Source organism: Bradyrhizobium barranii subsp. barranii (genome assembly GCF_017565645.3).
GTDB lineage: Bacteria > Pseudomonadota > Alphaproteobacteria > Rhizobiales > Xanthobacteraceae > Bradyrhizobium > Bradyrhizobium barranii.
In genome coordinates, this window is the sequence record NZ_CP086136.1 from 5096893 (window position 1) to 5110483 (window position 13591).

17 protein-coding genes and 3 pseudogenes are annotated in these 13591 nt (G+C 65.1%); 13 read left to right on the plus strand and 7 right to left on the minus strand.

What is annotated here, in order from left to right; all coding sequences use genetic code 11:
- Positions 1-112: 112 nt before the first annotated feature.
- The gene (locus J4G43_RS24340; RefSeq protein ID WP_225005063.1) at positions 113-445 is read left to right on the plus strand and encodes a hypothetical protein; all 333 of its coding nucleotides are present in this window, start codon (positions 113-115) and stop codon (positions 443-445) included.
- Between the two features lie 12 nt (positions 446-457).
- On the opposite strand, the gene J4G43_RS24345 is transcribed toward J4G43_RS24340, so the two are convergent.
- From J4G43_RS24345 to J4G43_RS24355, 3 genes are all read right to left on the minus strand, one after another.
- The gene (locus J4G43_RS24345) at positions 458-1027 is read right to left on the minus strand and encodes a TetR/AcrR family transcriptional regulator (protein ID WP_208086559.1); all 570 of its coding nucleotides are present in this window, start codon (positions 1025-1027) and stop codon (positions 458-460) included.
- Complete coding sequence (locus J4G43_RS24350; protein ID WP_208086560.1) at positions 1027-1371, minus strand: DMT family transporter; 345 nt, start codon at positions 1369-1371, stop codon at positions 1027-1029. The genes J4G43_RS24345 and J4G43_RS24350 overlap by 1 nt, the downstream gene beginning before the upstream one ends.
- Positions 1372-1593: 222 nt before the next feature.
- The gene (locus tag J4G43_RS24355) at positions 1594-2259 is read right to left on the minus strand and encodes an O-methyltransferase (RefSeq protein ID WP_208086561.1); all 666 of its coding nucleotides are present in this window, start codon (positions 2257-2259) and stop codon (positions 1594-1596) included.
- A gap of 97 nt (positions 2260-2356) precedes the next feature.
- Here J4G43_RS24355 and J4G43_RS24360 point away from each other — a divergent pair, with 97 nt between their 5' ends.
- The 3 genes from J4G43_RS24360 to pdxY all read left to right on the plus strand — a co-directional run bounded on the left by J4G43_RS24360 (position 2357) and on the right by pdxY (position 4701).
- Positions 2357-2989 carry a TetR/AcrR family transcriptional regulator gene (locus tag J4G43_RS24360; RefSeq protein ID WP_208086562.1) on the plus strand — a complete coding sequence of 211 codons (633 nt, stop codon included), beginning with the start codon at positions 2357-2359 and terminating at the stop codon, positions 2987-2989.
- A 107-nt stretch (positions 2990-3096) separates the two neighbouring features.
- Complete coding sequence (locus tag J4G43_RS24365; protein WP_208086563.1) at positions 3097-3738, plus strand: FMN-binding negative transcriptional regulator; 642 nt, start codon at positions 3097-3099, stop codon at positions 3736-3738.
- Between the two features lie 144 nt (positions 3739-3882).
- Positions 3883-4701, plus strand: a complete 819-nt coding sequence (pdxY, locus tag J4G43_RS24370) for a pyridoxal kinase (protein ID WP_208086564.1) — start codon at positions 3883-3885, stop codon at positions 4699-4701.
- A gap of 5 nt (positions 4702-4706) precedes the next feature.
- Here the strand turns inward: pdxY and J4G43_RS24375 are convergent, their stop codons facing one another.
- Positions 4707-6029: a hypothetical protein gene (locus tag J4G43_RS24375; RefSeq protein WP_208086565.1), complete on the minus strand. Its 1323-nt coding sequence runs from the start codon at positions 6027-6029 to the stop codon at positions 4707-4709.
- 305 nt (positions 6030-6334) lie between these two features.
- Between J4G43_RS24375 and J4G43_RS24380 the strand changes: the two genes are divergently transcribed.
- The 3 genes from J4G43_RS24380 (at position 6335) to J4G43_RS24390 (ending at position 7393) form a co-directional block, all read left to right on the plus strand.
- Positions 6335-6499, plus strand: coding sequence for a Flp family type IVb pilin (locus J4G43_RS24380; protein ID WP_166105775.1), 165 nt, complete (start codon positions 6335-6337; stop codon positions 6497-6499).
- Between the two features lie 209 nt (positions 6500-6708).
- A complete protein-coding gene (locus tag J4G43_RS24385) occupies positions 6709-6963 on the plus strand; it encodes a hypothetical protein (RefSeq protein WP_208086566.1) in 255 nt (84 codons plus the stop codon).
- A gap of 283 nt (positions 6964-7246) precedes the next feature.
- A complete protein-coding gene (locus J4G43_RS24390; RefSeq protein WP_166096368.1) occupies positions 7247-7393 on the plus strand; it encodes a hypothetical protein in 147 nt (48 codons plus the stop codon).
- Here the strand turns inward: J4G43_RS24390 and J4G43_RS24395 are convergent.
- Complete coding sequence (locus tag J4G43_RS24395; RefSeq protein ID WP_225005065.1) at positions 7360-8001, minus strand: bifunctional transcriptional activator/DNA repair enzyme AdaA; 642 nt, start codon at positions 7999-8001, stop codon at positions 7360-7362. The genes J4G43_RS24390 and J4G43_RS24395 overlap by 34 nt on opposite strands.
- A 122-nt stretch (positions 8002-8123) precedes the next feature.
- Between J4G43_RS24395 and J4G43_RS24400 the strand changes: the two genes are divergently transcribed.
- From J4G43_RS24400 to J4G43_RS24410, 3 genes are all read left to right on the plus strand, one after another.
- Positions 8124-8540, plus strand: a complete 417-nt coding sequence (locus J4G43_RS24400) for a nuclear transport factor 2 family protein (RefSeq protein ID WP_225005067.1) — start codon at positions 8124-8126, stop codon at positions 8538-8540.
- A 76-nt stretch (positions 8541-8616) separates the two neighbouring features.
- Positions 8617-9537 carry a DMT family transporter gene (locus J4G43_RS24405; RefSeq protein WP_208086568.1) on the plus strand — a complete coding sequence of 307 codons (921 nt, stop codon included), beginning with the start codon at positions 8617-8619 and terminating at the stop codon, positions 9535-9537.
- Between the two features lie 73 nt (positions 9538-9610).
- Positions 9611-10012 (plus strand): VOC family protein, encoded by a 402-nt coding sequence (locus J4G43_RS24410; RefSeq protein WP_208086569.1) that lies wholly within the window; start codon positions 9611-9613, stop codon positions 10010-10012.
- 20 nt (positions 10013-10032) lie between these two features.
- Here J4G43_RS24410 and J4G43_RS24415 read toward each other — a convergent pair.
- A pseudogene (locus tag J4G43_RS24415) lies at positions 10033-10164 on the minus strand (PhnA domain-containing protein); the annotation flags it as partial.
- Between the two features lie 97 nt (positions 10165-10261).
- Between J4G43_RS24415 and J4G43_RS24420 the strand changes: the two are divergent.
- On the plus strand, positions 10262-11530 hold the full coding sequence (locus J4G43_RS24420; RefSeq protein WP_208083632.1) for an IS256 family transposase: 1269 nt from the start codon (positions 10262-10264) through the stop codon (positions 11528-11530).
- Between the two features lie 30 nt (positions 11531-11560).
- Here J4G43_RS24420 and J4G43_RS24425 read toward each other — a convergent pair.
- Positions 11561-11791: pseudogene (locus tag J4G43_RS24425) on the minus strand (alkylphosphonate utilization protein); the annotation flags it as partial.
- Positions 11792-12078: 287 nt separating this feature from the next.
- Between J4G43_RS24425 and J4G43_RS24430 the strand changes: the two are divergent.
- Together J4G43_RS24430 and J4G43_RS24435 are read left to right on the plus strand one after the other, a co-directional pair.
- Positions 12079-12614: pseudogene (locus tag J4G43_RS24430) on the plus strand (helix-turn-helix domain-containing protein).
- A 253-nt stretch (positions 12615-12867) separates the two neighbouring features.
- Entirely contained in the window at positions 12868-13539 is a 672-nt protein-coding gene (locus J4G43_RS24435; RefSeq protein WP_208086570.1) for a cell envelope biogenesis protein TolA, read from the plus strand.
- Positions 13540-13591: the final 52 nt, after the last annotated feature.

Consider the following 13591-nt stretch of genomic DNA (forward strand, 5'->3'; position numbering starts at 1 on the left):
GACGGGGCCGATTCTTCCTTTGACGCGTTTTCTTTACGCGAACCGGAATCCACTTCGCTCGAAAACGCTCTAGGGGACGACATTGATTTCGCTGTTTCGACCGGGGCGCGACGTGATCGCGCCCCTGGTGACTCTCGCAGCCGCGGCGCTGACGGTGACGGTCGCGTCCGCGCAAAATCTCGATGCCGGCAAGCCGGCCGCAAAGCTCTTCGCGGACGGCTGCGCGACCTGCCATCGCAGCCCGCGGGGATTGGCGAAAGGGCGCTTCAGCCTGACGCTCGCCTGGTTCCTGAAGGACCATTACGTAACCAGCCCCGACTCCGCCAAGGCGCTCGCCGCCTATCTGGTGTCCGTCGACGAACCGCCGCCGCGCGCGGCGGCCAAGTCCGGTGCAAAGCCGGCCAAATCCGCGCCGCGTCCGCCCAAGGCAGTGCAGAGCCAATAGCTGTCGTTCCGACTATCCGCGCCGATAGGTCTGTGCGATCAGGCGGTCGTGCACGGCACGCAAGTCCGCGCCCATGCGCGTCTGTCCCGTCGTGATGTAGGACAGCCAGGCGCCGTCGGCGGCGAGGCGTACGACGTGGAGTTCGGGCGCTGCGTCGGTCGTACCGTGACGCTTCAGGCGCGCCTTCATCCAGTCGTTCCAGAGCCGGCGCAGGGAGGGATCGGTGACGACGACCATGCTCAGCGCCGCCCAGGGCGTCGCAAAGCCGAAGGCCTTGCCGGTGAAGACCGCATTGACATAGGCCCGCGTAAAGCTGCCGCGCGGCTTCGGGTCCGCTTCGATAGCGGCGTCGATCTCGGCATCGACGCGGGCGAGAAGATCGGCGAACAGGCCCTCGATCAGCGCCTGCTTGCTGCCGAAATGATGAAACAGCCCGCCCTTGGTGACGCCGGCCGCCGCTGCCACCGCCTGCACCGTGATCCCCGATACGCCGTGATCCATGGCGATCGCCGCGGCATGGTCGAGCAGGGCGCGCCGGACCTGCTCGGGCTGCTTGGCGCGGGTGTAGGCGCTGGCCGGCATCAATGCGCCGTCGTCTGCGAGAACAGGTTGATGACCACGACCCCTGACACGATCAGCCCGATGCCGACGAAGGCCGCGGCGTCCAGCATCTGGCGGAACAGCACGAACGAGACGGTCGCAGTCAGAATAATGCCGACGCCGCCCCAGATCGCATAGGCGATGCTGAGCGGAATGACCCGGATCGCCACCGACAGCGCGTAGAAGGAGGCGACGTAGAACAGCACCATGGCCAGCGTCGGCCATAGCCGCGTGAACTGCGCGGACTGTTGCAGGAAGGCGGACGCGGTCACCTCGAAGACGATGGCGAGGGCAAGCGCTGCGTAGGCATTGAAGGCGGAGGTCATGGCGAGCTCAGATGTGGCGCGCGAAAGATACCGCGCGGTAGGTATGTTTAGCACGCGGAACATGGCTTTTGGCGGGTGGAGGTATCACGTGTGAGTGACGAGCCTGCGACAGGCCGGAGCCTGTTGGCGGCGGTTTGCCGGAGTTTTGGCTGTTTCGCCGAAAAGACGAAGCCGCCGCGCGACAGATCGCACGACGGCTCAGAGTGTCGATTTTATGCAACGTCAGCTGATCCGCACGGAGAGCTCGACGTCTTCGGCGAAGGGCGTGGACATGTAGCCGCTTGCGGGCCTGCGTACGCGCGCGAGATAGTCGGGGCTGTCGTCGGCATTGTCGGCGACGATGATCGCGCCCGGCTTGAGATGGCCTTCGACCAGATCCAGGATCTCCGGGTAGAGCGCCTTGGCGCCGTCGAGCAGCACGAGGTCGATCGTGTCGGGCAGATCGGCGCCGAGCGTCTTCAGCGCATCGCCCTCGCGGATTTCGACGAGATCGATCAGCCCACCAGCCGAAAGATTGTCCCGTGCCCGTGCCGCCTTGGACGGCTCGAACTCGCTGGTGATGAGACGGCCGCCGCCATTGTCGCGCAAGCCTGCGGCAAGGTGCAGGGTCGAGATGCCGAACGAGGTGCCGAACTCGACGATCGCCTTGGCGCGCGAACTGCGCGCCAGCATGTAGAGCAGGTGACCCGTCTCGCGAGAGACCGCCAGCGGTGCGTCCTTCAAGCGTCCGTAGAGGTCGCGGTAATCGGTCTTGCTCCGCATCATCCGCGCCCGGTCTGCGTCGGACAAATCGGCGACGGCGGCGTGTGTTGCGCCCCTGGCTGCTTCGGCCTCGTCAAACAGGCGATCCAGCAGCGGCGCAAGCGTTGTGATGGTCGGGGTGGTCATTTGATGTCTCCGGAGTTCGCGAAGAAGCGCGTGCTTGCGCAGGGATTGAAATACGACTAATTCGTCGCATTTCCTATTCGCATTGCCCGAGCACGCCATGGCCGACCGCCGAAGCCTTTCAATTTCCTCACGAAAACAGCCGCAACAGGCCCGATCGAGCGGGCTGGTGGCCGCGATTCTGGATGCCGCTGTTCAGGTCCTGGCCAAGGAGGGAGCGCAGCGTTTCACTACGGCGCGGGTGGCGGAGCGGGCCGGTGTGAGCGTCGGATCGCTCTACCAATATTTTCCGAACAAGGCGGCGATCCTGTTCCGCCTCCAGAGCGACGAGTGGCGGCGCACGAGCGAGCTGTTGCGCGGGATCCTCGCGGATGCGGCGAAGCCGCCACCGGCGCGGCTGCGCGCGCTGGTCCACGCCTTCATTCGTTCCGAGTGCGAGGAGGCCGCGATCCGCGTCGCACTCAGTGACGCTGCACCGCTGTATCGCGACGCGCCCGAGGCGCAGGACGCCCGGGCAGCCGGCGAGGGGATCGTCGCCGCGTTCATGCGGGAGGCGCTGCCGAAAGCCTCGGATGCGACGCGTATCCTTGCCGGCGAGCTGATCACGGCAACGCTGAGCGAGGTCGGCAAGAGTTTTTCGGAAGAGACGCGGAGCGAGACGGCGATCGCAGCCTATGCCGATGCCATGGCCGACATGTTCTGCGCCTATCTTGCGACGCTGGCGCGGCGCTGAGGCATTGCCGACATCGGCGTTTGCGGGCCGATTGTTCTTCAGATCTTGCCGGCTCGTGGGTTAGCCTTCGCTCGCCGTTCCCTATTCGAGCCATTGAGACCCGTGCCATGCATGTGCTTCGCCCCCAGTTTCGCATCGAGGAGCAGCGTGCGCTGGAATTTGCCGGGCAACGCGGCTTCGGCATGATCGTCGCGGCGGACGAGTACGGTCCGCGGGCCTCGCACGTGCCGTTCGTGCTGGGCGAGCGCGACGGGCAGGTGATCGTGCAGATCCATTTCACCGCCAAGAATCCGCTCGTTGCGCTTGCGGACGGCACGCGGCGCTTCCTGCTGATCGTTGCCGGCGACGACGCCTACATCTCCAACGACTGGTACTCTTCGCGCGACAATGTCTCGACCTGGCTCTACGAGGCCGTGCACCTGTCGGGCGTGGCGCATCTGCGCGAACTGGACGAGAACCGCGGGCATGGCGATGCGCTGCTTGCGGTGTCCGAGGCGCGGTTGCCGAAGCAGCCCTGGGATCTCGCGCAGATGGAGCCGGGCAAGCGCGAGAGCATGCTGGCTGCGATCCGGGTCGTCGATCTCGTGGTCGACACCGTCGAGGGGCAGGCCAAGCTCAATCAGCACAAGAGCGATGCGGACCATGTCGCGATCGCCGACCGGCTGGCGCGGTCGGAGGAGACGGGGCACCGGCGGCTGGCGCGGAAGATGCGGGCGCTGCGGCCGGGGCTGGGGTATGAGATGCTCTAAACTTGTAGCCCGGATGGAGCGCAGCGTAATCCGGGATTCATGCCGCGATCTGAGAACCCCGGATTGCGCTTCGCTCCATCCGGGCTACGCCAGCCGTTCCTGCTATGCTTGCTTCGCTCAGCATTTGATCTTACGGACCTCTCAATGCTCGTCATCTCCATTCAAAGCCAGGTGGTCCACGGCCATGTCGGCAACAGCGCGGCCGCCTATGCCATGCAAGCGGAGGGCGTGAACGTCGCGGCGGTGCCGACGACGCTGCTGTCGAACCATCCGCGTTATCCGACGTTGCGCGGGCGGGTGCTGGAGACCGAGCTCGTCGCCGATCTCCTGAAAGGCGTCGAGGAGCGCGACCTCGTCGACGAGGCCGCGGTGCTGGTCACCGGCTATCTCGGCTCGCCGGGCAACGCGGCTGTGATCGCCGACTTCGTCGAGCGGGCGCTGACGCGGAATTCGAAGCTGGTCTATCTCTGCGATCCCGTGATCGGCGATGACGGCCGCGTCTATGTTGCCGACGGCATTCTGGACGTGGTGCAGCACCGGCTGCTGCCGGCCGCCAACCTGACCACGCCGAACCAGTTCGAGCTCGAGCTGCTGTCGGGCGTCACGATCGCGGACACGCAGAGCCTGCGCACGGCCTGCGCGGCGCTGGCGGGGCAACGTCGCATCGATGTCGTCGCTACCGGCTGCACGCTCGCTGACACGGCAGAAGGGCAGGTGGAGACGATCCTGTGCGCCGACGGCCAGCTGTCGCGCTTTGCGACGCCGCGGTTGCCGATCCGCCCCTCAGGCACCGGCGATCTCCTTACCGGCCTGATTGCGGCGCATCTGGCCAAGGGCAAGGCGATGCAGGCGGCCGTACGGCTCGCGGTCGAAACCATCTTTGCGGTGCTGGTGCGCACGCAAGACGCAGGCACCGCCGAGATTCGCCTCGTACCGCTGCCGATCCCCGGGCGGAAGCCGTAACAGGGTCAGGTCGCGCGCTTGCCGGCCGATTGCGCCGACTTCTGCGGCTTGGCCAAACTCTTCTGCTCGCGTGCGGCGTGTGTCTTTCGCAGCTTTGCGTGGGCCGCGGCCCGCATCACCTTCTTGGACCTCACGTTGGTCGCTTCCTTGCGGTCTCCCGTGCCACGCTTCGAGATGTATTCCTGGCCGTCGACCGGGCCGACATGCGGCGGATCGCGGCCGAGATAGGGCCGGCCAATGCCGAATGCCTTGCCGTTGGCGTCAACCCACTTCCACAGGATTTCGGTCGAGACCCAGCGCTGCGCGCGGTTGTTGCCCTGGGTGCTGACGATGTCGGCCGCCATGCCGTGGCCGTAGCCACCGCGCGTGCTGCCGCCATGATAGGAGCGGTCGGAGGCGGCCTTCAGGCCGCTCGCGATCGACTGGCGGTAGTCGTCGCGGAACGCGCTGGTGATGCCCGGCGACAGGCCGGCGGCCTCGGCTGCGAGCAGCATGCGAAACAGCTTTCGCTTGAAGCTCTTGTCCATGCCGCCGATGACGTAATCCATCATCGGCATGCTGGCGCGCTCGGCCGCTTTCGGATCCTTCCAGCCAAAATCCTGATCGACCAGCTTTGTGAAGCTGCGCATCACCGTGACCATCTTGCCCCTACGCTTGACGGTAACGGCGCGGCGGTCCTCGACCTTGATCGAGTCCTCCTTGGCCGTGCGCTGGTAGAGCGCCCAGAGGTAGCGGTCGATGCAGGCGTCCATGACAAAGCACTCATCGAGCACGGCGACGGTGTCGGCCGGCGGCGACGGCTTGCTCGCGGCAGGCGCTGGGCCGGTCGCGATCGCCGCGGGCGACAGCTCATCTGTCGTCACGATCTCGGTGGGATCGGCGGATGCGAGTTTGATCACGGGCTCCGGCGCCGGTGCGGCTTCTGCTGGTGCAGCCTCGCTGAGGACGGGCGCGGGTTCAGGCGAAATCTGTAGCGCCGGCGGCGCTTCCGCCGGCAAGATCAGCGCCGAATCGGCCGAGGCGAGCTTGATGACGGCGGCGGGCATCTCGGCTGTTGCGGCCTCGGGGGCCGGATCCGGATTCGGTGTCGCAGCGACAGCGGCCGCGATATCGGCGGTCAGGGCGACGCCATCCTCGATGGCCGCAGCATGCGGGACGTCGGCGAGCTCGAGCCGGCCAAGATCTTTCGCGCGCGACACGGCGGAAGCATTGGCGCTGCTTTTCTCGATGAGGGCCGGAGCGTAGGCGGACAGGGAGAGCGCCAGCCAGCCGGCGAGAACGGCCGAGGGGCACGAGACCGCCACCAGAAGAGACTGCCGATCATTCATGATCCCTGCCTCCAAACGGTTCTGTTCGAACCAATCTTGCACAGCCAGGCACGCGACGCGTCAATTGTTCGGGGGATGGTGTGGCGGCGCAATGGCGCAAATAGGCGAAATGGGGCTTTTCGGGCGGGTGTTGCCGAGGTGCAACGCGAGTTCCCTGCGGTTTAGGGCGGCAAGTGGCTGAAAAGCAGCAGCCATTCATTGTCATCAAATTGAAGGGATTGAATTTACTCAATCTTGGATTGCGACTTGGTATCTCTCCTGTGCCGGCAACGTGCGGTAGAGTTGGAAGGATGCGAGTTGTGAAATTGAAATGCCTGTTGATCGAATTTGCCGCCGATGAATCCGGCGCGACCGCGATCGAGTACGGTCTGATTGCAGCCGGTATCGCGCTGGCGATCATCGAGATCATCTATGCGCTCGGCACCAATCTCGTCGCAAAGCTGCAATCGCTGGCGACGGCGTTGAAATAAGCCGCGTGGACGGGGGGGGCATGTGCTCGGTGCCTGACCGCCGCCCATAAAAGCGTCATGTCGCGTCCGGCGGGGCTTCGACCAAGCGCTTGTGCGCATTAAACATATTGCCATGCAGCGCGCGCGTTGTTGCAATGCAACAGAGCATGTCGCAATGCAGCAAAACGCGCTTAAATGTGCTCCGAACCTTCCACTCAGGAGCATCACCAATGAACAAGAAGACTCTGTCGATCGCCGCCGCCATCCTGACGATCGCGGGCAGCACTGCGGCCTTCGCCGCCGAGCTGCCGACCTATGAGGCCAACGGTTTTCCGGTCTCCCCCCTGCAGGTGCGCGTGATTGGTGCAGCGCATGTCGAGCAGCAGGCAACCGTGCCGACCACGGTCGCTTCGGTCCACCAGGCCGGCGTGCTGACGCCGCGCAAGGTCAAGACCGAGGATGTCACGACGGGTACGGCCCGCTGATCTCAATCGCTTGAAGACATGAAACAGGCTCGTCTCCTCCCGAGCCTGCATGGACCGCGTTCCCTTTCAGGAGCGCGGTCATTTTTTTGAGACGCGAGCCACGTTCTGGCGCGGCCGTGCGCGGGTTGAGAAAGTTGCGGCAAGAAAAACCGCCGTCGCGCGCCGATTGTGGACGGCCGTTCAAGACGCGTGTGATCTCTTTAATAGTTACTTTGCAGATCGCGGCGCCTGATGCGGGCGCCGCTTAGTGGCGGCCAAAAACCGTTTTCATAATGGAGCCGTCATGCCCGTTGCGCAAAAAGCAGTTATTGCCACCACCTCGCCGCGCGCGTTCATTCTCAGACATATTGCATTGTTCGCAGCCGCCGCGCTGTTCGTGTTCGTGCTGAGCCTGACCTATGGGCTCGATCTCAGCCCCGGATTTTTCTGAGCGAACTTGCGCAGCTCGATTCGGGCTACGCATGCTCTCGATGAGCGCAGACTGGACGGCGATCTTCCATAGAGCTCGGCGAACGCGGCGTTGAATCTCCGCAGGCTGCCGAAGCCGGCCTGAAACGCGATGTCGGTCATGGTGCGTTCGCCGCCATCGAGCAGGCGTTTTGCGCGCTGGACGCGCAGCGTCTTGGCAAGCTGCTGCGGCGTCGCGCCGACATGCCGCTCGAACAAGCGCGCCAGGTGACGCGAGGAGATGCCGAGCCGCATCGCGAGCGTCACCACCGAATCTTCATCGAGCGCGCCCTCGTTGATCAGCTTCACCGCGCGCGCGACCGTCGAACGCGTGCCGTTCCAGGCCGGGCAGAACGGTGCGGTTTCGGGACGGCAGCGCAGGCAGGGCCGGAAGCCAGAGGCTTCGGCCGCGGCCGCCGTCGGGTAATAGACGACGTTGCGCGTCAGCGGCTGCTTGGCCGGACAGACCGGGCGGCAATAGATGCCCGTGGTCTTCACCGCCGTGAAGAAGCGGCCGTCATAGCGGGGATCCCTGCGCAGGCGCGCGGCGTTGCAGTCGTCAAAACTCAGCATGGCCGGATGATAGCGCATGCCCGCGCGGGCGGAAGGGCCGCGGGATGACCGAGTCCGATTGTGGCGAGCCGCAACGCGCATGGCGGCCTAGAAGGCGGCCCTCGATGCAAGCCCCCTCAATGCCAGTTCTGGAGCGCGCCGTGACCAGCCCGAAAGACATCGTCCTCAACGCCTGGAAGACCTTTTCGTCGCGCGATGCCGGCCGCATCGCCGCACTGTTCACCGACGATGCCGAATGGATCGCGCCGAAGGGCAACGCCACCGCCGTCGCGCTCGATCACACCGATCACATGGTGGGCGCGCAAGCGATTGCGCGTTTCATCGCGCAGGAGATGCACAGGATGTTTTCCGCGGTCGATATCGCCGTTCGCGGCGTCTACGCCGACGGCGATGTCGTGATCGTGGAAGAGCGGATGCGTGCCACGCTCCCTGGCGGCAAGCCCTACGAGAACGACTATTGCTTCGTGTTCACGGTGGCCGGGGACCACATTCGCGAGGTCCGGGAATACATGGACACGCGCAAGGGATGGCGGATGGTGTTCGGCGAGGAGGCATGATGGTTGGGCTACGCTGCGTGCCAGACCTGCAACGGCGTGGGTTGAGGCGGCTCACGCGCTGACATAAGGCTTCCCCATGGATCAGCGAACGAGCGGCGCTGACGCTCTCATTCAGAAGAACGATGCGGCGCCGGCGTTGCTCGGCGTCGTCTGCGGCCTGTCGGCTGCGCTGTTCTGGGCGCTGGGCTTTGCCGGCACGCGGCACGGCCTCAAGGTCGGTTTCACCCCGGTCGATCTGCTCGTGCATCGCTATGTCTGGTCGGGCATCGCGTTCCTGCCGCTGGTCGCGCGCGCCGGCATCGGTGATCTCTGCGGCATCGGCTGGGGCAGGGGCCTTGTGCTGATGGTGCTCGGCGGTCCCGTGATGTCGCTGATCTCCTACACCGGATTCCTGTTCGTGCCGCTCGGCCACGGCAGCGTGATCCAGCCCTCCTGCGCGACGCTCGGCGGCCTCCTGCTCGCGGCAGTCGTGCTGAAGGAGCACATCTCCGCTTCGCGCCTTGCCGGCGCCCTGGTCATCGTCGGCGGCCTCTGCGTGATCGGCGCGGAATCGATCGGCCATATCGGGTCCGATGGTGTGCTCGGCGATCTGACCTTCGTGCTCACCGGATTCATGTTCGCCGGTTTTGGCGCGCTGCTGCGGCACTGGCGCGTCTCCGCCGTGTCGGCCGCGCTCGTCATCAACGTGCTGTCGCTGCTGCTGTTGCCGATCTATCTCGCCACCGTCGGTCTCGCCCATGTCGCGGCGATCGGCGTGACCGAGAATGCGATTCAGGCGCTGGCGCAGGGCGTGCTCGCCGGCCCCGCCGCGCTTTATCTGTTCGCCGTCTCGGTCCAGCGCCTCGGCGTCGCCCGCGCCGCCGTGATCCCGGCCTGCGTGCCGGCGCTGACGCTCCTGGTCGGCTGGCTGCTGCTCGGCGAGCCGCCGACGATGTTGCAGGTGGCGGGCCTGGTCACGGTGCTGTGCGGGTTTTATCTGGCGCAGCGGCAGCGGTGATCGCATAGCGCGACCGGAGGTGCGGCAACATTCCGGATTATGCGTCCGCTCCGTCCGGGTTACGCTGCCCGTCATGACCATCCTGCTCAACATCGACGTTCCCGACGCAGCGCAAGCGACCACCTTCTACACCGCCGCCTTCGGCCTCACGGTCGGCCGCCGCTTCGGCACCGACTTCGTCGAGCTGCTGGGCTGGCCGGCGCCGGTGTATCTTCTGACCAAGCAGGCCGGCACACCGGGCGCGGGCAGCGACCGCCGGCGCTACGAGCGGCACTGGACGCCGCTGCATATCGACGTCGTCGTCGACGATGTCGATGCCGCCGTCGCGCGCGCACTTGCCGCCGGTGCGATCCTCGAGGCGCCCGCGCGCGATGCGTCCTATGGCCGGATCGCGATGCTGGCCGATCCGTTCGGGCACGGGTTTTGTCTGCTGGCATTCAGCGCGAAAGGGTATGACGCGCTGCTGGAGGAATAGCTCGAGCGGACGCGGGCGGCTCAGGCCTTCTTCACGAACTCCGATTTCAAATTCATCGCGCCGATGCCGTCGATCTTGCAGGCGATGTTGTGGCCGTCGGTGGCGTCCTGGAGGCGGATGTTCCTGACCTTGGTGCGGCCCTTGACGACCGAGAGCTATGGCGGAATCTGGGTGATGACGGTGTGAGGAAGGCGGCGTATCGAGGCGGGTGACGAGCCTGCCAGAACCTCTCGAGGAGAGCGATACGCCATGACCGAGACTACCAATGTTCTTGCTTTCCGTCAGCCGTCCGCGGTTGATGATCCACTGACCGATATCGTTCGAGCCGGCGCGCGGGACCTGCTTGCCAGGGCGATCGAGATCGAGGTTGGCGCGTTTCTGGCCAGCAAGGCCAATCTGACGCTGCCCGACGGTCGAGCGCGCCTGGTCCGACATGGGCACGGTCCGGTGCGCGAGATTGCGACCGGCATCGGTCCGGTGGAGGTCGCTCGTCCCAAGGTCCGCGACCGCGGAGCGAGCGGGCCAGGCGACCGCCTCCGCTTCAGTTCGGCAATCCTGCCGCTATGGGCGCGGCGGACGAAGAGCCTGGATGCCTTGATCCCGGTCCTCTATTTGCGCGGCATCTCGACCGGCGACTTCCAGGAGGCGCTCTCGGCGCTGCTCGGCAAGGATGCGCCGAACCTGTCGCCTTCGGTGATCGCCGGCCTGAAGGCCGATTGGCAGGTCGAGTACGAACGCTGGCAGAGACGCGATCTGTCGGCGCGTCGCTATGTCTACATCTGGGCCGATGGCGTGTACCTGCAGGCCCGCATGGAAGATCACAGCGAATGCATGCTGGTGCTGATTGGCACCACGCCGGAAGGCAAGAAGGAGCTGATCGGCTTCCAGGTCGGCGTGCGCGAGAGCGCGCAGAGCTGGCGCGAACTCCTGATCGACCTGCGGCAACGCGGGTTACGGATTGCCCCGCAACTCGCCATCGGCGACGGCGCCCTCGGCTTCTGGAAGGCACTGGACGAGGCCTTTCCCGGCACGCGGCACCAACGATGCTGGTGCCATAAAGTGAGCAACGTACTCGACAAGGTCGCCAAATCCGTGCAGGGCCCCATGAAGAACGACCTGCGGAACATCTATCTGGCCCCACACCGGGCCGAAGCTGAAACCGCGATCGACGTCTTCGTCGAGAAATACCACGTCAAATACGGACGTGCGGTGGAGTGCCTGATCAAGGATCGCCATGCGCTGCTCGCCTTCTTCGACTTCCCTGCTGAGCACTGGATCCACCTACGCAGCTCGAACCCGATCGAGAGCGTCTTCGCCACGGTGCGCCACCGAACGGTGCGGACCAAGGGATCGCTGTCGCAACAAACTGCGAAGCTGATGGTGTTCAAGCTCATCGACGCCGCATCGAAGACCTGGCGGCGATTGAAGAGCACGAACCAGTTGCCGAAAGTCATCGCCGGTGTAAAGTTCATCGACGGAATCGAAGTCATTCCGAACACTGAAAGCCACGCCGCCTGATCAGGCCGCGTCACCCAAAATCAGCCATAGCTCGACGACCGACGATGACCCCTTGACCTTGAGGTCCTTCATCACGATGACGCTGTCGCCATCGGCGAGCGCATTGCCATGCGCATCGCGCACGCCGGCCTCCTGCGCGACCGGAGTGGCCGCATCGCCCCCAGCGCGCCATTCATGGGCGCATTCCGGACAGACCCAGAGATCGCGGTCCTGATAGGCGTGCTCCGACTGGCAGTTCGGGCATTTCATCGGTTCGGTCATTGCTTGCCTCGTCACCCCCTGGAGCCTTTGCTCCAGGTTTTTGTTTTGGCGCGTTTTCTTTGCGAAAACCGGTATCCACTTCGCTCGAAAACGCTCTCACGGGCGCGCCGCACGCATTCCGCCGGAAAAGATGGATTGGGAGCAAATCCTTTACCATGGCGTGCGGTCCCGGTTGAAGTGCCGGAGCCTTAGGGGTTCGGGAAAAATTCCACGGTATCCATGTCCTGATCATACGGATACGTCGGCTACGCCGTTCGACGCTGCCGCAAGCTTTGGGAGTCCAGGTCATGAGCGAGCATCGTGCCGCTGCCAGACATCAGACGTTGCGAACCGGGATTGTCGAGTTCGACAACGGCACCGGCAGCCTCATCAGCGTGCCCTGCACGATCCGCGATGTCTCCGGCACCGGCGCCCGCCTGCAGCTCAACTCGTCGCTATGGGTCGCCGAGCAGTTCACGCTGGTCTTCAGCAGCGGACTGCGCAAGGACTGCCGCGTCGCCTGGCGCAAGGGCAGACTGATCGGCAGCGCGTTCGCCGACGGTTATGCGAGCCCGGACGAACAGGCCGTCATGATGACCGCGGACGAGCAGTCCCGGCACCGGCTCGGGATCGGCGCGCGTGTTAAGCGGCACGCGAGACCCGCGGCTACACCGCAGTCCAGCTCGCCGAGCGCATCGGCGTCACGCCCGCCTTCCTGGCGCTGGCCGAGAGTGGCGAGGCGGACATTCCGCTCTACCAGCTGATGCACATCGCCGATTTGCTGATGGTCGGTCTCGACGGGCTCGTGGCAGGTCCGGCGCCTGAGGACGTCGACGCGGCGTAGGGAGACACGTCGCGGAACTGCGCGGCCAACAAAAATGTCGAAAACAACCCCATGCACCGTAGAAAACTCGCGTGATTTCAGGGGTCTGCGGGACCGAATATTGTGCTGCTCCGTCGGCAATCCCGGTCGTTGCTTGCCTCGTATCGATTTCGGCGATCCCGAATAAAATTTGACTCGTCGGGCAAAACAGGGGCACTATGGCATGGTGGCGCCGGTGCGACGGAGAGGTGCGTCGCCGGGGCCGCGGGGCGACATGCCGAAAAAACTGACGAGAAAACTGAAGACCTACCAGACCTCGCTCGGCTTCTACGACCAGGCGGTCGCCGCACCCTCGATGAAGGCGGCGCTGGAGGCCTGGGGCGCCAGCTCCAACCTCTTCCATCAGGGTGCCGCGAAGGAGATCGACGACCCCGACATCGTCGCGGCGACCATGGCGAGCCCCGGCGTCGTGCTCAGGCGTCCGGTCGGCTCCGGCGGCCCGTTCACCGAGAGCGCCGCGCTGCCGACCGATCTCGCCGACGGTGAGGCCAAGCGAAAACCCAAACCCAAGTCCCAGCCCGAGTCCAAATCCAAGTCGAAGCAGCGTGCGGCCGAGGGCGTAACAAAACAGTCACGCAAGATTGACGATCAAGACGCGCGCAAAGCCGCCGCGGCGTTCGAGAAGGAAGAGCGGCGGCGAGACGCCGAGCGACGCAAGGAAGAGGCCGCCCTCGCCAAGGAGCGCGATAAGCAGCGCGCACGCCGCGACAAGGCGGTTGCCGCAGCCCACGCGGCGCTGGACGCGGCGAGGCGGGAGCACGCCGCGAAGGCGGAGGCGATCGAAGCCGAGCGGGCTGTGCTCGACGAACGCGCCGAGGCCGAGCAGGGCCGGTGGGACAAGCAAAGGAAAAAGCTGGAGGAGGCTCTGCGCCGCGCGCGCACGTAGCGCGAGCGAATTTAGCTTGCCTTGCCTTGCGTCCTTTTGCACTCTTCCAAGG